The sequence below is a fragment of the Microbacterium marinum genome (assembly GCF_014204835.1).
GTDB classification, from domain to species: Bacteria; Actinomycetota; Actinomycetes; order Actinomycetales; family Microbacteriaceae; genus Microbacterium; species Microbacterium marinum.
The window spans coordinates 2,173,528-2,190,654 of sequence record NZ_JACHMD010000001.1 but is presented as its reverse complement, the minus strand read 5'-3'; the positions used below and the strand labels follow the sequence as shown (position 1 = coordinate 2,190,654).

At 68.6% G+C, this 17,127-nt stretch carries 18 protein-coding genes and 2 tRNA genes; 15 read left to right on the top strand and 5 right to left on the bottom strand.

What is annotated here, in order from left to right:
• Both era and BKA24_RS10795 read left to right on the top strand, forming a co-directional pair.
• Positions 1 to 891, top strand: a complete 891-nt coding sequence (gene era, locus BKA24_RS10800; RefSeq protein ID WP_184217913.1) for a GTPase Era — start codon at positions 1 to 3, stop codon at positions 889 to 891.
• Between the two features lie 35 nt (positions 892 to 926).
• Entirely contained in the window at positions 927 to 1,856 is a 930-nt protein-coding gene (locus tag BKA24_RS10795; RefSeq protein ID WP_184217911.1) for a zinc-binding dehydrogenase, read from the top strand.
• 6 nt (positions 1,857 to 1,862) lie between these two features.
• On the opposite strand, the gene BKA24_RS10790 is transcribed toward BKA24_RS10795, so the two are convergent.
• Positions 1,863 to 2,501, bottom strand: coding sequence for a hypothetical protein (locus BKA24_RS10790; protein ID WP_184217909.1), 639 nt, complete (start codon positions 2,499 to 2,501; stop codon positions 1,863 to 1,865).
• A 211-nt stretch (positions 2,502 to 2,712) separates the two neighbouring features.
• Here BKA24_RS10790 and leuA point away from each other — a divergent pair, with 211 nt between their 5' ends.
• On the top strand, positions 2,713 to 4,470 hold the full coding sequence (leuA, locus tag BKA24_RS10785; RefSeq protein WP_184217907.1) for a 2-isopropylmalate synthase: 1,758 nt from the start codon (positions 2,713 to 2,715) through the stop codon (positions 4,468 to 4,470).
• Between the two features lie 18 nt (positions 4,471 to 4,488).
• On the opposite strand, the gene BKA24_RS10780 is transcribed toward leuA, so the two are convergent.
• Positions 4,489 to 5,220, bottom strand: coding sequence for a trimeric intracellular cation channel family protein (locus BKA24_RS10780; RefSeq protein WP_221417314.1), 732 nt, complete (start codon positions 5,218 to 5,220; stop codon positions 4,489 to 4,491).
• Between BKA24_RS10780 and recO the strand changes: the two genes are divergently transcribed.
• Both recO and BKA24_RS10770 read left to right on the top strand, forming a co-directional pair.
• On the top strand, positions 5,211 to 5,939 hold the full coding sequence (gene recO, locus BKA24_RS10775; protein WP_184217903.1) for a DNA repair protein RecO: 729 nt from the start codon (positions 5,211 to 5,213) through the stop codon (positions 5,937 to 5,939). The genes BKA24_RS10780 and recO overlap by 10 nt on opposite strands.
• Entirely contained in the window at positions 5,936 to 6,742 is an 807-nt protein-coding gene (locus tag BKA24_RS10770; protein WP_184217901.1) for an isoprenyl transferase, read from the top strand. The genes recO and BKA24_RS10770 overlap by 4 nt, the downstream gene beginning before the upstream one ends.
• A 3-nt stretch (positions 6,743 to 6,745) precedes the next feature.
• On the opposite strand, the gene BKA24_RS10765 is transcribed toward BKA24_RS10770, so the two are convergent.
• Positions 6,746 to 7,312, bottom strand: coding sequence for a P-loop NTPase family protein (locus BKA24_RS10765; RefSeq protein WP_184217899.1), 567 nt, complete (start codon positions 7,310 to 7,312; stop codon positions 6,746 to 6,748).
• 60 nt (positions 7,313 to 7,372) lie between these two features.
• Between BKA24_RS10765 and BKA24_RS10760 the strand changes: the two genes are divergently transcribed.
• A complete protein-coding gene (locus BKA24_RS10760; RefSeq protein ID WP_184217897.1) occupies positions 7,373 to 8,050 on the top strand; it encodes a DsbA family protein in 678 nt (225 codons plus the stop codon).
• A 65-nt stretch (positions 8,051 to 8,115) separates the two neighbouring features.
• Here BKA24_RS10760 and BKA24_RS10755 read toward each other — a convergent pair whose 3' ends face one another.
• Entirely contained in the window at positions 8,116 to 8,610 is a 495-nt protein-coding gene (locus BKA24_RS10755) for a glutathione peroxidase (protein WP_184217895.1), read from the bottom strand.
• A 63-nt stretch (positions 8,611 to 8,673) separates the two neighbouring features.
• On the opposite strand from BKA24_RS10755, the gene dusB reads away from it, so the two are divergent.
• The 6 genes from dusB to BKA24_RS10725 all read left to right on the top strand — a co-directional run bounded on the left by dusB (position 8,674) and on the right by BKA24_RS10725 (position 14,405).
• A complete protein-coding gene (dusB, locus tag BKA24_RS10750) occupies positions 8,674 to 9,834 on the top strand; it encodes a tRNA dihydrouridine synthase DusB (protein WP_184217893.1) in 1,161 nt (386 codons plus the stop codon).
• Complete coding sequence (locus BKA24_RS10745) at positions 9,806 to 11,197, top strand: deoxyguanosinetriphosphate triphosphohydrolase (protein WP_184217891.1); 1,392 nt, start codon at positions 9,806 to 9,808, stop codon at positions 11,195 to 11,197. Before dusB ends, BKA24_RS10745 begins: the two co-directional genes overlap by 29 nt.
• On the top strand, positions 11,197 to 13,050 hold the full coding sequence (gene dnaG, locus BKA24_RS10740) for a DNA primase (RefSeq protein ID WP_184217889.1): 1,854 nt from the start codon (positions 11,197 to 11,199) through the stop codon (positions 13,048 to 13,050). Before BKA24_RS10745 ends, dnaG begins: the two co-directional genes overlap by 1 nt.
• Positions 13,051 to 13,082: 32 nt before the next feature.
• Positions 13,083 to 13,850, top strand: a complete 768-nt coding sequence (locus BKA24_RS10735) for an ATP-binding cassette domain-containing protein (RefSeq protein ID WP_184217886.1) — start codon at positions 13,083 to 13,085, stop codon at positions 13,848 to 13,850.
• A 61-nt stretch (positions 13,851 to 13,911) separates the two neighbouring features.
• A tRNA-Asn gene (locus BKA24_RS10730) sits at positions 13,912 to 13,987 on the top strand.
• A 181-nt stretch (positions 13,988 to 14,168) separates the two neighbouring features.
• Entirely contained in the window at positions 14,169 to 14,405 is a 237-nt protein-coding gene (locus tag BKA24_RS10725) for a hypothetical protein (protein WP_184217884.1), read from the top strand.
• A 5-nt stretch (positions 14,406 to 14,410) separates the two neighbouring features.
• On the opposite strand, the gene def is transcribed toward BKA24_RS10725, so the two are convergent.
• Positions 14,411 to 14,977: a peptide deformylase gene (gene def / locus BKA24_RS10720; protein ID WP_184217882.1), complete on the bottom strand. Its 567-nt coding sequence runs from the start codon at positions 14,975 to 14,977 to the stop codon at positions 14,411 to 14,413.
• A 50-nt stretch (positions 14,978 to 15,027) separates the two neighbouring features.
• On the opposite strand from def, the gene BKA24_RS10715 reads away from it, so the two are divergent.
• The 3 genes from BKA24_RS10715 (at position 15,028) to BKA24_RS10705 (ending at position 16,573) form a co-directional block, all read left to right on the top strand.
• The gene (locus BKA24_RS10715; RefSeq protein WP_221417643.1) at positions 15,028 to 16,092 is read left to right on the top strand and encodes a DMT family transporter; all 1,065 of its coding nucleotides are present in this window, start codon (positions 15,028 to 15,030) and stop codon (positions 16,090 to 16,092) included.
• A gap of 14 nt (positions 16,093 to 16,106) precedes the next feature.
• Positions 16,107 to 16,180, top strand: a tRNA-Ile gene (locus BKA24_RS10710).
• Positions 16,181 to 16,375: 195 nt separating this feature from the next.
• Positions 16,376 to 16,573: a helix-turn-helix transcriptional regulator gene (locus BKA24_RS10705; RefSeq protein WP_184217878.1), complete on the top strand. Its 198-nt coding sequence runs from the start codon at positions 16,376 to 16,378 to the stop codon at positions 16,571 to 16,573.
• Positions 16,574 to 17,127 lie beyond the last annotated feature (554 nt).

Genomic DNA, 17,127 nt, shown 5'->3' with positions numbered 1-17,127 from the left:
ATGACGCACCGCTCAGGATTCGTGACCTTCGTCGGTCGGCCCAACGTCGGCAAGTCGACGCTCACGAACGCGCTCGTCGGCGAGAAGGTCGCGATCACCAGCGACAAGCCGCAGACGACGCGCCGCGCCATTCGCGGTATCGTGAATCGGCCTGCCGGGCAGCTCGTGATCGTCGACACCCCGGGCATCCACAAACCCCGGACCCTCCTCGGTCAGCGGTTGAACGACCTCGTCGAGCAGGTGCTCGGCGACGTGGACGCCATCGGCTTCCTCGTTCCGGCCACCGAGAAGGTGGGACCGGGGGATCGCCGTATCGCCGCATCGCTCGACGGATACGGACGAGCAAAGAAGATCGCCATCGTCACCAAGGTCGACATCGCCTCGAGGGATGAGATCACCGAGCGGCTGATGGAGGTCGACGCGCTCCGTGAGGACTGGGACGCCGTGATCCCGCTGTCGGCGGTGACCGAGGATCAGCTCGACGTCCTGGCCGACGAGCTTCTGGAGCTCATGCCGGCCGGCCCCGCCCTGTACCCCGAAGGCGTCGTCACCGACGAGAGCATCGAAGACCGCATCGCCGAGATCATTCGCGAGGCAGCCCTCGACGGCGTGCGCGACGAACTGCCGCACTCCATCGCAGTGACGGTGGAGGACATCGCCGACCGCGAGGACAGTGACCTCACCGACGTCTACGCCAACATCGTCGTCGAGCGCGACAGTCAGAAGGCGATCATCATCGGTCGCAAGGGTTCACGGCTCGCCGACGTCGGGGCGCGGGCGCGGGCGGGCATCGAGCCGCTCCTCGGACGGCGCGTCTTCCTCTCCCTGCGCGTGCGCGTGGCCAAAGAGTGGCAGCGCGACCCCAAACAGCTCGGGCGACTGGGTTTCTGACCGGCGACGGCGCCGACGATCCACGGGAGGACATCATGACGCAGGCATGGATGGCGACGGGACCGGGCGGGATCGAGGCGTGGGAGCTCCGCGAGGTCGACGTGCCCGCGCCCAAGCCCGGTGAGGTGACGATCCGGGTGCATGCGGCGGGCATGAACCCCGCCGACGTGAAGTACAGCAGCGGGCCCGGCGGGACCTTCCCCGCGCCGATCGGCTACGAGGTCTCTGGCGAGATCACGGCGCTCGGTCCCGACACCGAAATCGGGTCGGGCCCGGCGCGGGTCGGCGACGAGGTCATCGCCTTCCGGGTGAGCGGCGGATACACGGGCGAGCTCACCGTGCCGGCCGCGAAGGTGTTCGCGAAGCCGACGACGCTCACCCATCCTGCAGCGGCCAATCTCCTGCTCGCGGGCGCCACCGCCGCCGAGCTCGTCGAACTCAGCGGCGCCGGCTCGGGTGACACGGTGCTGCTGCACGGCGCGTCCGGCGCCGTCGGGGTGAGCTTCCTGCAGCAGGCCGCCGTGCGCGGCATCCGGGTGGTGGGGACAGCCAGCGAGGGCAATGCCGACGTGGTCCGCCGTTACGGCGGCATCCCGATCACCTACGGCGACGGCCTCATCGATCGGGCGACGGATGCCGCGGCTGCGCCGTTCGTCGCGGCGCTCGACGCGGTCGGGACCGACGAGGCCATCGCGTCGTCCCTCGCGCTGGTGCGCGATCGGGGCCGCATCATCACCATCGTCCGCGCTGACCGGGTGGAACCTGACGGCATCGTCGCCATCGGCGGGATGAAGAAGGCGAGCGCCGTGTTCCGCGACGCCGCTCGGCCGGCCCTGATCGACCTCGCCGAACGTGGGCTCCTCGAGGTGCCCGTGGCGCGGACGTTCCCGCTCGCTCACGCGCGGGAGGCGGCCGCTCTGCTCATGGGCGGCCATCCCGGCGGAAAGCTCGCGCTCCTGCCGTGACCGCGGTCACCCGACTTCGGTGAGTGCGGAGCGCACCACGACGACGCCCGTGCCGAAATCGTCGTCGGCCGCCTGCTGCAGGGTGCCGTCATCCCAGACCACGTCGAGCCACACCCAGCCGCCCTCGGGGTATGACCCGAGGTAGGCCTCGCCGAGCAGGTCAGGCGCCGTGGCCTGCACCGCGTCGACGTCGTCGTCGGTCGCCTTGCCGGCGCGCCCGTCGGTGGGGTCCTCACGCATCATCGGGTCGTAGAGCGCCAGGAGGATGGGAGGTTGCGTGAGGGTGAGTGTCTTCCCGTCATACCCACCCTGGACGGCGTACGAACCCCAAGTCGTGTCGCCGGCGGATTCGGCGCCGTCGAGCCCGTCCCAAGACCAGCCCGCGATCGGGATGCCGCTGCACTGCGGGGGATACGACTCGGCGACGGCGCCGAGGCAGAGCTCCGCGCCCGACCCGGTGTCGATGACGGTGCCCTGACCGATGACGTCGCCCGCGGGCGCTCCCGGGAGGGTGGAGCCGAAGGAGGCGCCGGCGGGAGCATCGGGTGCGGTGCCTCCCGCCCCGGCGGAGGCCGGTGTGGCGCAGGACGTGAGCAGGAGAGCGGCGGCCAGGGGGAGGGCGAGCGCGAGGCGCGGATGCTTCATGTACCCAAAGTGTCGACGAGCACGCGACCGTCTCACCCGTGGTGTGACGTCCCGGGGGTACGCCGGGTCGTTCCGGTGTAACGTGGGGGCATGCGCTCCGGCAGGCTTCTCCTTCTTAGCTGCCGCGACGAGACCTCGCAGTAACAGGGCCACTCTCGTCGCGGAGCTTTCCGTGGGCCCGAACCACGTAGACGAGAGAAGAAGCCACACCATGCGAAACAACCAGAAGCCCACCACCGCCCCGGTTCACAAGTACCGTCCCTTCCACGAGCAGATCCGGGTGGAGCTGCCCGACCGCACGTGGCCGAGCAAGCGCATCGAGGTCGCTCCACGCTGGTGCGCGGTCGACCTGCGTGACGGCAACCAGGCGCTCATCGATCCGATGAGCCCCGAGCGCAAGCGCGTCATGTTCGAGCTCCTGGTCGCCATGGGCTACAAGGAGATCGAGGTCGGCTTCCCGAGCGCGAGTCAGACCGATTTCGACTTCGTGCGGCAGCTGATCGAACAAGACCTGATCCCCGAGGACGTCACGATTCAGGTGCTCACCCAGGCACGCGAGCACCTCATCAAGCGGACGTACGAGTCGATCGCGGGCGCCAAGCAGGCGATCGTGCATCTGTACAACTCCACGAGCGTGCTGCAGCGCGAGGTCGTCTTCCGCACCGACGAGCAGGGCATCATCGACATCGCGCTCGAGGGCGCGCGGCTGTGCCGGGAGTACGAGAAGACGATTCCCGAGACCACGGTCTACTACGAGTACTCGCCGGAAAGCTACACGGGCACCGAACTCGAGTTCGCGGTCGATGTCTGCAACCAGGTGATCGAGGTCTTCGAGCCCACGCCCGAGCGCAAGGTCATCATCAATCTGCCGGCGACGGTCGAGATGGCGACGCCGAACGTGTACGCCGACTCGATCGAGTGGATGAGCCGTCACCTGGCCCATCGTGAGAACGTCATCCTGTCGCTGCATCCGCACAACGACCGCGGCACGGCGATCGCCGCGGCCGAGCTCGGCTACATGGCCGGTGCCGATCGCATCGAGGGGTGCCTCTTCGGCAACGGCGAGCGCACCGGCAACGTCGACCTCGTCGCGCTGGGCATCAACCTGCTGACGCAGGGGATCGACCCGCAGATCGACTTCAGCGACATCGACCACGTCAAGCGCACAGCCGAATACTGCAACCAGCTGCCCGTGCCCGAGCGCAGCCCGTGGGCGGGCGACCTGGTCTTCACGGCCTTCAGCGGTTCGCACCAGGACGCCATCAAGAAGGGCTTCGAGGCGATGGATGCCCGCGCGAAGGCGGCGGGTGTGTCGGTCGACGACATCGAATGGGCGGTGCCGTATCTGCCGATCGACCCGAAGGACCTGGGCCGCTCCTACGAGGCGGTCATCCGGGTCAATTCGCAGTCGGGCAAGGGCGGCGTCGCGTACCTGCTGAAGAGCGATCACGCGCTGGATCTGCCGCGAAAGCTGCAGATCGAGTTCTCCGGTGTGGTGCAGGCGAAGACGGATGCCGAGGGTGGTGAAGTCTCCAGCGGTCAGATCTGGTCGATCTTCTCCGACGAGTACCTGCCGGCGGCGGCCGACGACGACAAGTGGGGACGTTTCGAGCTCCTGTCGACGCGGACGCAGAGCGATATGTCGGGTGATGTCAGCCTCGACGTGACCCTCCGCGACGGTGACGAGAGCGTCGCCGCCCGCGGCAGCGGCAACGGCCCGATCGCCGCCTTCCTGACGGTGCTGCGCGAGCGTGGCTTCGACATCTCGCTGTACGACTACGTCGAGCACACGCTCGGCGCGGGCGGTGACGCCCACGCGGCCGCCTATGTCGAGCTGCAGGTCGATGACCAGCGCCTGTGGGGGGTCGGCATCGACGGTGACATCTCGACGGCCAGCCTCAAGGCGATCGTCTCGGCGGTGAACCGCGCGATCCGAACCCGCGCGCACGCCGAGCTCGCCGGCGTCTGATCGCCGCAGCGGTCGCCGTCAGGGCTTGATGATCGGAATCGTCGAGGTCTCGACGGCGACCTTGCGGCGGTAGAGCGCCCGCTGCTCGGGCAGGGAGATGTCGAATGCGACGGCGAGGACGCGGATGACGGCGGTGACAGCGATGCACGCGATCGCCGCCGGCACCGCCTCGACGCCGACGATGTCGAGGGTGACGAGGACGGCGCATCCACCGGCGGCGGCGATCGCGTAGAGCGACCCGACGTGCATCATGGCGACGGGCAGTCCCATGAAGACGTCGCGGAGGAGACCGCCGCCGACGGCGGCGCACACGCCGACGAACAGGGCGGGGATGGCGGGCAGCCCCAGGGCGAGGGCTTTCGTGGTGCCGAGCGCGCCGAACATGCCGATGGCGACGGCGTCGAGGGCGACGATCACCGCGTTCAGACGGTGGAAGACGCCGGCGAGGAGCATTCCCACGAGCGCTGCGCCCGTCACCGTCAGCAGGTACCAGTTGCTCTGCAGCGCGACCGGCGTCGTGTTCAGCAGGAGGTCGCGGATCATGCCGCCGCCGAGTCCCATGACGATGCCGATGATGGCGACGCCCAGCAGATCGAGCCGTCGCTGTCCGACGAATCCCGACGCGAACAGGGCGCCCTGGACGCCGCCCAGCCCGACGGCGGTGAGGTCGGCCCAGAGCGGGATCAGGAACTGCGACTCGGTCACGCCTTCATTGTGCCCCGTCACGCGATAATGGATGGATGCCGACATACCGCGACGAAGTCGTGGTCCTGCGCACCCACAAGCTGGGGGAGGCGGACCGCATCGTGACGATGCTGAGCCGCCGGAACGGCAAGATCCGCGCCGTCGCGAAGGGCGTGCGGCGAACGTCCTCCCGCTTCGGTGCCCGGCTCGAGCCGTTCATGGTGGCCGACGTCCAGCTGTACAAGGGGCGCTCCCTCGACATCGTGCAGCAGGCAGAGTCGCTCGGGGCCTACGGCGCCGACATCGTCCCGGACTACGAGCGGTACACCGCGGCATCCGCCATGGCCGAGACTGCCGATCGGTTGAACGAGGCGGAGGCGACGCCACAGCAGTACCTGCTCCTACTCGGCGGCCTTCGGGCGCTCTCGCGGGGTGAGCACGCCTCGCGATCGGTGCTCGACTCCTACCTCCTGCGGGTCATGTCGCTCTCGGGCTGGGCGCCGTCGCTGCAGGCGTGCGCCCGCTGTGGCGCTCCCGGACCGCACGAGTGGTTCGTCGCGCAGCTCGGCGGCGTCGTCTGCAGTGCGTGCGCACCGACGGGGTCCGCGCGCATCGCGCCGGAGACGGGGGACCTGCTGCGCGCACTGCTCGCGGGGGAGTGGGACGTCGTGGATGCCGCGTCCGCAGGTGCCTCCGCCGCGTCGTCCGGTCTCATTTCGGCGTACGCGCAGTTCCACCTCGAGCGCGGCATCCGATCCCTCTCACACCTGGAGGCCCCACGGTGAGTCCCAAGCCCTACACCCACCGCGATGCGGTTCCCTACCGCGCGCTGGACTGGACGGGCATCCATCCGCCCGCGTTCCCGAAGGGTGCGGTTCCCGGGCACGTCGCGATCGTGATGGACGGCAACGGCCGCTGGGCGAACCGTCGGGGCCTCACCCGGATCGAGGGGCACCGCGCCGGCGAGGAAGTGCTGCTCGACGTGGTGGCCGGGGCGATCCAGGCCGGGGTGAAGCACCTCAGCGTGTACGCCTTCTCGACCGAGAACTGGGCACGGTCACCCGAAGAGGTGCGTTTCCTCATGGGGTACAACCGCGACGTGCTCCACCGCCGCCGCGATCAGCTGAACGAGTGGGATGTCCGCATCCGCTGGGCGGGGCGGAAGCCGCGGCTGTGGGGTTCGGTCATCAAAGAGCTCCAGTACGCCGAGCAGCTGACGGCGGGCAACACGGGTCTCACCCTGACCATGTGCGTGAACTACGGGGGAAGGCACGAGATCGTCGACGCCATGCGGGCCATGGGGGAGGAAATCGCCCGGGGACGCCTCAAGCCTTCCGCCATCACGGAGAAGACGCTCCGTCGTCACCTGTATGTGCCCGACATGCCCGACGTCGATCTGTTCGTCCGCTCCAGCGGGGAGCAGCGGACCTCGAACTTCCTTCTCTGGGAAGCCGCCTACGCCGAGATGGTCTTCCTCGACACGCTCTGGCCCGATTTCTCTCGCACCGATCTGTGGGCGGCGATCGAGCTCTACCTCTCCCGTGACCGCCGCTTCGGCGGAGCGAAGGACGCCCCCACCGCGTCCTGAGGCTCAGCGAGCGGCGTCCGCCGCCGGTCCGGCGAGCCACTGATCGACCTCGCGTGGATTCCTCAAGTGCACGACGGGAAGCTCGTACTCGGCGGCGACCACCGGCATCCGCGTCTTCCAGGTCGCGTGAGTGCGCATCTCCCAACGGAGGATGTGACTGGGGTCGCGAAAGACGGTCGAGAGCGGCGGCTCGATGTTGCCGTTCCAGAGCTGTTCACGACGGATGCGGCGGCGCAAGGTGCGGCGAAGCAGCCGGGCCCGGGCGATCCGCCGGGGCAGGTCGAGCCAGATCGCGAGGTCGGCGCCCTCGCCGAGGATTTGACCGCCGCCCGAGCTGAAGTAGTTCCACTCCGACACCCAGCGATCGCCCTCGGCGATGCGGCGGACCTCGCTCAGGAACTCCGGTCGCACGGTCCAGTCCGGGCCGTGGAAGAGCGAGTCGAGCTCGGTGTACTCGAGCGTCCAGACATCCGCCAGGCGGCGGGCGAGAGTGGATTTGCCGACGCCGGTGGTGCCCGCGATGACGACGCGCTGCGGACGGAACGGGAGCGGATCGTCGGCCGACAGCATCCCGCAAGCCTAGGAGGGGAGCAGGGAATACCGCGAGGGGCGGACGACGTTGCACGGGGTGTGACGGATGCCATCAAGATCGACGTGTGGAGCGATATCGCCTGCCCGTGGTGCTACATCGGAAAGCGCAACCTCGAGACCGGTCTCGCCGAGATCGCTGAGGATGCCGACGCCCCCCAGGTGGAGGTGACCTTCCACTCCTACGAACTTTCGCCGGACACCCCCGTCGACTTCGAGGGCAGCGAGATCGACTTCCTCGCGCATCACAAGGGCATGCCGGCCGATCAGGTGGAGCAGATGCTCGAGCGCGTGACCGGCGTCGCCGCCGACGCGGGCCTCGGCTACCGCTTCGACATCCTGAAGCACACCAACACGGTCAAGGCCCACGAGCTGCTGCACTTCGCGAAAGAGCAGGGCATGCAGAAGGAGATGACCGAGCGCCTCATGTCGGCGTACTTCACCGAAGGCCGTCACGTCGGGAAGATCGACGACCTCGTTGCGCTCGCCGGTGATGTCGGTCTCGACGCCGAGGCCACCCGCGAAGCGCTGGAGTCGGGCCGTTACCTCGAAGCCGTTCGCGCCGACCAGGCGCAGGCGCAGGCCTACGGCATCCAGGGTGTGCCGTTCTTCGTCATCGACGGAAAGTACGGCGTGAGCGGCGCGCAGCCTGCCGCGGCGTTCGCGCAGATCGCCCGCCAGGTGTGGGCCGAGCGCGCGGAGGAGCCCGCCGCGAGCTGACCGCAGCCCCGACGACGAAGGCCGCATCCCTGTCCCGGGATGCGGCCTTCGTCGTCCGTGGGATCTCAGGTGAGTGCGCCCTCGATCGCGGCGATCACCTCGGGCTCGTTCGGCTTGGTCTGGGGGCGGAAGCGGTGCAGCTCGCCGCCCCGCGTCACGAGGAACTTCTCGAAGTTCCACATCACCGGGCCCTTGGCGCGTTCGGCGTTGGGCGCCTTTTTCAGCGCCTTGTAGAGGGGAGCCGCGTGGGAGCCGTTGACGCGAACCTTGTCCATGATGGGGAACGTGATGCCCCAGTTCACGGCGCAGTAGTCGAGGATCTCCTCCATCGACCCGGGCTCCTGACCCATGAACTGGTTGCAGGGGAAACCGATGACCTGCAGGCCCCGATCGCCGTACTGCCGCTGGAGCTCCTCGAGCTGCTCGTACTGCGGGGCGAGGCCGCACTTGGAGGCGACGTTGACGATCAGGAAGGTCTTGTCACCGAAGTCGCCGAGCGTCTTCTCCTCCCCATCGGCCGTGGTGAACGGAATCTCGCGGAGGGAGGCACTCTCGGTCATGTCTCCACGATAGGGCGCGGGACGATGCCGGGAGCGCTCGCCGTCTGGGAGAATGGGAAGGATATGTCCACGACCGTCGCACCCCCCGCGCCCCTGCGCATCGGGCCCATCACGCTCGACGCGCCCGTCGTGCTCGCACCCATGGCGGGGATCACCAACACCGCGTTCCGCCGTTTGTGCCGCGAGTACGGCGCGGGACTGTACGTCAGCGAGATGATCACCACGCGCGCGCTCGTCGAGCGCAACGCCACGACGATGCGCCTCATCCGCCACCACGAGTCCGAGACGCCGCGATCCATCCAGCTGTACGGCGTGGACCCGGCCACCGTGGAGGCGGCCGTCCGGATCATCGTCGACGAAGACCACGCTGATCATGTCGACCTGAACTTCGGCTGCCCCGTCCCCAAGGTGACGCGCAAGGGCGGCGGCGCCGCGCTGCCGTGGAAGACCGAGCTCTTCCGCGAGATCGTCGAGCGCGCCGCGGCAGCGGCGGGGTCCGTTCCGCTCACGGTGAAGATGCGCAAGGGCATCGACTCCGATCACCTGACCTACCTCGAGGCCGGCCGGATCGCCGAGGGCGCCGGCGTCGCCGCCGTCGCGCTGCACGCTCGCACGGCTTCCGAGTTCTACTCCGGCAACGCCGACTGGTCGGCGATCACCAAGCTCAAGGAGACGGTGACGAGCGTCCCCGTCCTCGGCAACGGCGACATCTGGTCGGCGGAGGACGCCCGTCGGATGATGACCGAGACCGGCTGTGACGGTGTCGTCGTCGGCCGCGGGTGCCTCGGCCGTCCCTGGCTCTTCGGCGACCTCGCCCGTGAGCTCGGCTCCGGCGACGCCGCGGACCCCGTCGATGCCACCCTCGGGTTCGTGGCCGCAGCCTTCCGCCGTCACGCCGAACTGCTCGTGGAGTTCTTCGAGGACGAGGATCGCGGGTGCCGCGACATCCGCAAGCACGTCGCCTGGTACTTCAAGGGGTATCCCGTAGGCGGAGACCTGCGCGCGAAGCTGGCCACCGCATCCTCGCTCACCGAGATCGACGACCTGCTCGGCGAGCTCGACCTCGGCGCGCCCTACCCGGGTGCCGCCGCCGAGGGACAGCGAGGACGTGCCGGCACGCCGAAGCGACCCGCACTGCCCGACGGCTGGCTGGACTCGCGGGAGATCGGCCACGCGGCATCCACCGCACTCGCCGATGCGGAGCTCGACACCAGTGGCGGCTGAGTTGGCGAGCGGGGTCGGGGTCGCGCCCGGACGTCCCGCCGGGTACGTGGACTCCGACGCCGAACGCTTCCACCCGGAGCGGCATCGCTCGCAGCGCGACGGATTCGCGCGCGACCGCGCCCGGGTGCTGCACTCGGCGGGATTCCGCCGACTCGCGGCCAAGACGCAGGTGCTGAGCCCCGCGAGCCCCGCGGACTTCGCTCGCAACCGGCTCACGCATTCGCTCGAAGTGGCGCAGGTCGGTCGTGAGCTCGCGATCGCGCTGGAGCTGTCGCCCGACGTCGTCGACACCGCGTGTCTGAGCCACGACCTCGGACACCCGCCGTTCGGTCACAACGGCGAGCGTGCACTCAACGAATGGGCCGAGGACATCGGCGGATTCGAGGGCAACGCGCAGTCGCTCCGCATCCTCGCGCGACTGGAACCCAAGGTCGTGGACGAGGACGGGCGCAGCTTCGGACTGAACCTGACACGGGCCAGCCTCGACGCGACCTGCAAGTACCCGTGGACGGCGGATCATGCGATCCCCGACCCGGGAGGGCGTCAGAAGTTCGGCGTGTACGCCGAGGATGAGGACGTCTTCGCCTGGATGCGCGAGGGCGCTCCCGGCCGCGTGCGGTGCATCGAAGCGGAGGTCATGGACCTGTCCGACGACATCGCGTACTCGGTCCACGACTTCGAGGACGCCGTGCTGAACGGGTACCTCGACCCGCGTCGGTTGGCCGATGCGCGGGAGCGCGAATCCCTCCTGACCGCGATCCAGTCGTGGGTGGGTCTCGGCTTCAGTCGGGACGAGCTCGCCGACGCCCTCTACCGGCTCGTTCGACTGCCCGAGTGGATGACGGAGTTCGACGGGACGCGCGCGTCGGTCGCCCGGCTCAAGAACCTCACCTCCGACTTCATCGGCCGCTTCGCACGCGCCGCGACCGCCGCCACCCGTGAGCACTACGACACCCCCGCGCTCACCCGTTACCGTGGCCGCATGGTCGTACCGCGGGTCATCGAGGCGGAGATGGCGGTCCTCAAGGGGACGATCGGCGCGTTCGTCGTCTCCATCGATGGACGCAAAGGGCTCTACAAGGAGCAGCGTCGCGTCCTGAAGCGCCTCGCCTCCGCTCTTCTCGAGCGCCCCGAGCACCTCGATCGGGTTCACGCGGTCGACTTCGCGGCGAGTCGGACCGATGCGGAGCGCAAGCGTGTCGTCGTCGACCAGGTCGCGACCCTCACCGACCGTTTCGCCATCGAGTGGCATTCCGCGCTGGTCGGCGCAGTGGATCTGCGCGAGCTCGGCCTGTGGCCGGCGGGTTCGCGTGTCGTGGCATCCAGCGGCTTCGCACTGCCCGAGCCGATCGAAGGTCTCTGATGGCCCGCATCCTCCAGGCGGATGTCGATGAGGTGAAGGCCCGCACGAACATCGCCGACATCGTGGGGGAGCGCGTCGCCCTGAAGTCTGCCGGTGTCGGATCGCTCAAGGGCCTCTGCCCGTTCCACGACGAGCGCAGCCCGAGCTTCCACGTGCGACCGCAGGTCGGTTACTACCACTGCTTCGGATGCGGTGAGTCGGGAGACGTGTACTCGTTCCTGCGCGCGATGGACCACCTGAGTTTCACCGAGTCGGTGGAGCGACTGGCAGGTCGGATCGGCTACACCCTCCACTACGAGGACGGTGGACCGGCGCCCGAGACCAGCGGGCGGACGCGCCTGTACCAAGCGAATACCGCTGCCGCCGAGTATTTCCGTTCGCAGCTGGCGAGCCCCGAAGCCGAGACGGGTCGACGCTTTCTCGGTGAGCGCGGCTTCGACGCCGGGGCGGCGGCGCACTTCGGGATCGGCTACGCGCCCAAGGGGTGGAACAACATGCGCGAAGCCCTCCGCTCCCAGGGGTTCTCGGACGAGGAGCTGGCAACCGCGGGACTCGTCTCCCAGGGGCAGCGCGGCGTCTACGACCGCTTCCGGGGGCGGGTTGTCTGGCCCATCCGCGACCTGACGGGTCAGACGATCGGCTTCGGCGCCCGCAAGCTGTACGACGACGACCAGGGCCCCAAGTACCTGAACACCCCCGAGACGCCCATCTACAAGAAGGCGCAGGTGCTGTACGGCCTCGACCTCGCCAAGAAGGACGTCTCCCGGTCGCATCGGGTGGTCGTCGTGGAGGGCTACACCGACGTGATGGCCTGCCACCTCGCCGGCATCACGACGGCGATCGCGACCTGCGGTACGGCATTCGGCTCCGACCACATCTCGGTGCTGCGTCGAGTGATGGGCGATGACGACGCGTCGGGCGAGGTCATCTTCACCTTCGATCCGGATGCCGCAGGTCAGAAGGCGGCCCTGCGCGCATTCGCCGACGAGAAGCGCTTCGCTGCGCAGACCTACGTGGCCGTCGCGCCGGACGGGCTCGATCCGTGCGACCTGCGACTGAACCGGGGTGATGGCGCCGTTCGCGCGCTGATGGATGCGAAGGCGCCGATGTTCGAGTTCGTCATCGATCAGAAGCTCGCGGGCTTCGACCTCGGCAGCGTCGAGGGGCGTGTCGGGGCGTTGCGTGCTGCGGCGCCGATCGTGGCGGAGATCCGCGACTCGTCGCTTCGGCCGGGATACACGCGGGTGCTGGCGCGCAAGCTCGGCATGGACCTGGGCGAGGTGACGCCCGCCGTCGAGCGGGCAGCCCGCGGCAGCCGCGCATCGCGCGACAACGCCTCGCCGCCCGTCGAGGTGCAGGCGGCAGGGGCGCCTGAGATGGTCCGCGTGACCGTCGCCACGCTCCCCGCATCTGCGGCGGTCTCGTTGGAGCGCGACGCTCTCATGGGAATCCTCCAGTACGGCCACACGATCGATGCGGCGGAGGTCGATGCGGCCCTGGCGCTCCCGATGCAGCATCCCGCGCTCGAGGCCGTACGGCAGGCTGTGCTGACCCAGCCCGACCGGACCCGTGTCGGGTGGGCCACGGCGGCGGTGGATGCCACGCGCGAACCGTACCGCTCTCTCGCGGCCGAACTGCTGACCTCCTCGTTCCCGGCGTTGACGGAGGCGGGGGCGAAAGCCTCGGCGTTCGCTCTGTGCCGCCGGCTGCGGCTGCGCGCGATCGACCAGGAGAAGGCGCAGTTGCTGGGAGCGGTCCAACGCGTACCCGCGGACTCCGAGGAGGGTCGGCGCGTCCGCGTCGCGCTCCGGGAGCTCGACCAGCGTCGGCGCGTGCTGACCGAGGTCGGATAGCAACGCACCGTCGGAGCGGGCAGGATGGACGCATGGTGCGAGCGAATGATCCCGAAGCGGCCATCCGCTGCGACGACCTGTCGATCGCGCGCTCGTCTGCGGGCGTCCGTGTCGTCGATGGGGTGACCTTCCGGCTCGCGCCGGGGGAGTCGGTCGCGGTGATGGGCGCGACCGGTTCGGGCAAGTCGAGCCTGGCTGCAGCGCTCGCGGGCGCCGAACCGCGCGACCTCACGGTTGTGGGCGGTGCGGCCGAGGTCGCCGGCATCCCGCTGCGTGCACGGGGCCGCGCGCGGCGGATCCGGACCTTCCGCACCGGCTACCTCGCGCAGGGCTCCAACGCGCACCTGCCCGCCCGACTCACGGTTGCGGAGATCGTCGCAGAACCCATCACGACGCGGGACCGGAAGGTCAACGAGCGTGCGCTCGCCCTGCGCGTCGCCAGTCTGCTCGACGAGCTGCACCTTCCGATCGGCTCGTCGGACAAGTACCCCTACGAGCTCAGCTCAGGGATGCGGCAGCGGGTCGCGATCGCGCGGAGCCTGGTGCTCGACCCGACTGTCCTCATCGCCGACGAGCCGTACGCGAACCTCGACGTCGACGTCCGCCCCGCCGTGCTGGAGGCCCTCTCGCGGCGGGTGATCGACGGGATGGCGCTCGTCGCCGTGACGAACGAACGCGAGCTGGTGGAGGGTCTCGGTGCAGGCATCCTCGTCCTGCGCGCCGGCCACACGGTGGGTGTCGGGCCGGACCTCGATCACCTGTCGTGGACTCCGGACGAGTCGACGCGTATCGCCGTCTGATGTCATGAGCACCCGTCGGGCTTTGCTACGATAGGGGAGTTGCCCGCGCACGGGTGACTGATCCTCGGTAGCTCAATTGGCAGAGCAATCGGCTGTTAACCGATAGGTTCTTGGTTCGAGTCCAAGCCGGGGAGCCACGAGAATGGCCCGGACCGCATCGCGGTACCGGGCCTTCGTCGTCTCGAGGATGCCGTGCCTTCAGCGATGCAGTCGTCATCGGCGACCGTCTGCACCACACGCCACCGGCATCCGCCACGATCCGACACCGTTCAACTCTTCCTCATTGCGCAGGAGTGCAGGTCCGCGCACACTGAACCCATGCAGAGTGCACAGCGCACCGAATCGCGGTGGAGCATGGGAGAGATCGTGGGCGCGGTCGTCGCCGGTGTGGCGTTGATCGTCTTCCTTCTGTCGGCCGTCGCGTACGGGCGCACCTACGGGTTGGACCAGGGGGCGTCCTTCTTCGGGCTCCTCGTATCCTTCGCGACCGTGACGACGGGGGTCGGCTGGCACGTCGCCGCGCGTGAAGCGCGCTTTCGACGCAACCGCGGCTGACGCACTCAGGCGTCGAGGTCGTCCACGCCGGGAACCCACTGGTTCCCGGGCTTGCCCCATCCGCGTTTGCGCGCGATCTTCTGCGTGGTCTTCCAGTCGCCGTCGTCGAGGCGGTCGATATAGAGGATGCCGTTGAGGTGATCGAACTCGTGCTGCATGATCCGCGCGCGCCAGCCGTCGACGCGGATGTCGACCGGTGATCCGTCGAGGTCCGTGCCGGTGACGCGTACCTCGTCGGAGCGTCGGAGTGGGAAGCGCTCGCCCGGGAACGACAGGCACCCTTCCGACTCGTCGTCGGGGTCGGGGGAGCCGGGCTCGGGCGGGGTCATCCACAGTTCGGGGTTGATGATCACGCCCCGCCACGGCGCCCCGTCGTCATCCTGGTAGGTGTACGTGTAGATGCGCAGGCCCACGCCGACCTGGGGTGCGGCGAGGCCCACGCCGGGCGCGGCATCCATCGTCTCGAACATGTCCGCCACCAGGTCGCGGATCTCGTCGGTCACCTCGTCCACCGGTGCTGCGACGGAATGGAGGGCGGGATCGCCCATGATGCGAATCGGTCGTACGGCCACGTCGCCAGCCTATCGAGCGGGGAGCCGGGTATCGTCGAGGCGTGCTTCACCTGGCGACGTCCATCAGCGACCTCACCGACGAGCTCGTCGGCGTGTTCCGCGATCCCGCCATTCTCATCGGCATCCCGCTCGCGGTGCTCGGTGCGGTGTTCATGTCGTTCGGTGCGCAGTATCAGCACCGCGGCGTGCAGAAGGTCGAGGCACAGACCGCCCGAGAGGGAACGGCAGGCCTCACCGGCGGCCAGCTCGTGCGTTTGCTGGGTCGACCGTCCTGGGTGCTGGGGACGGTGATGCTGGGCCTGGCGATCGTCTGCCAACTCGCCGCGCTGTCGTTCGCGCCGCTGATCCTCGTGCAGCCGATCGGTGCGATCTCACTGGTGATCACGACCCTTCTGAACGCGCGGATCAGCGGCCACAAGCCCACCCGGCGCTCGATCATCGCGATCGCGCTGTGTGTGGGCGGGATCTTCGTCTTCGTCACCGTGGCGGCGCTGTACGCCACGGATCGTGGCGTGTCCGACCCGCAGCTGATCACCGTTCTGCTCATCCTGCTCGGTGTCGTCGTCGTCCTGGGCGTGCTGTGGGTGACACTCCGCAAGCGCACGCGGGCCCTGTTCTACATCGTCGCGGCCGGCATCGTCTACGGCTTCGTGGCCACGCTCGCCAAGGTCGTCATCAGCAGGATCAAGTCGGGCGACTTCGAGTGGCTGACCGTCCTGTGCGTCGTCGGTCTCCTCGTCGGCACGGCCATGGGTGCGTATTTCGTGCAGACGGCGTACTCGTCGGGTCCGCCCGACCTCGTCATCGCCGGTCTCACCGTCATCGACCCGATCGTGGCGATCGCGATCGGTCTCGCCGTGCTGAACGAGGCACAGGGCGCGCCGCTCGGCGCCTACATCGGCTTCGCCATCGCGGGGGCGCTCGCGATCGCCGGAGTGTTCCAGCTCGCCCGGTATCACCCGCAAGTCGTGAGCGAGAGCCAGGAGATCCCGATTCAGCGCGGCAGCGGCGCCGGTGATCCTCATCCCTCGACCGGATCCATCCGGCTCACCGAAGCCGTGTCGAAGGTGTGGCCGGAGCCGCCCGTGAAGGACGACGAACGCCGGCCGCGTTAGGCTTCTCTCCACAGGGGGCGGTGGCCAAGCTGGTCAAGGCAGCGGGCTCATAACCCGACGATCGTGGGTTCAAGTCCCACCCGCCCTACGCATTCGACTCCGATAGCCGCGACATCTGGCGGCTGGTGAGGAGCGCGACATGTCTGAGCACGATGAGCAACCCAGCGAGCTGTCCACTTATTGGCCGGACATAGCTGGTTTGCCGCCCCTGGCCGTTGTGCCGTCTCGACGACTACGGACTGAGCCCGAACGCGCCCGCAGGAATACCGGGCATGTGGAAGGCATGAGCGAAAACAACACCGCCTCCAGCCGCCGCCTCCTGACGCAGACCGAGCTGGCGGAGTATCTCCAGGTCCCCGTCCGCACCATCGAAGACTGGCGTACCAGGGACTACGGCCCGAAGTTCCTCCGCGTGGGGCGTCGCGTTCGGTACCGCGAAAGCGACGTCGACGCGTGGCTCGATGCGCAGGAGGCCGCCTGATGGCAGGCCGCCCGCCACTTGCGGTAGGCGCGCTTGGCAATGTGACAGCGTGGAAGGACGGGGAGGTCTGGCGAGCTCGAGCTCGTACCCGCACCGCCGGTGGAGAGGTGAAGCGCCCGCGTTCTGGCGCCCAACGCCTTGCCGCCCGAGGCGAATGCTCAATCGGCATGATCCCGCGGATCGGGCAATTCCGTAGTGCTCCGTAGTTACGCGTACCGAACCAAACCCAGTTTGCTTCAAATGCTTCGTCCACTCCAAGGTCCGCGGAATTATGGGGCAGAACGAGGCATCTCGGGAGCTTCAGTTTCGCTCCTGGGCAGAAAAGTGTCAGAAACGCCAGCAAACTGAGCAGAAACGTGAACACGCTCTGCTTGCCTACGCGTCTCTACGCTTTCCGCACGTCGAAGTACGGGGGAGTGCGGGAGGTGACGGAGCAGTGCGATGAAAATGCGACCGATATCGGCTCATTCCGGCCCGGCCCTGGCGCTAAGCGTCTCCGTAGGTGAGCGTTTTTGCGGGCTCCCGACCCGCGGAAACTATGTACGTGGGCGGTG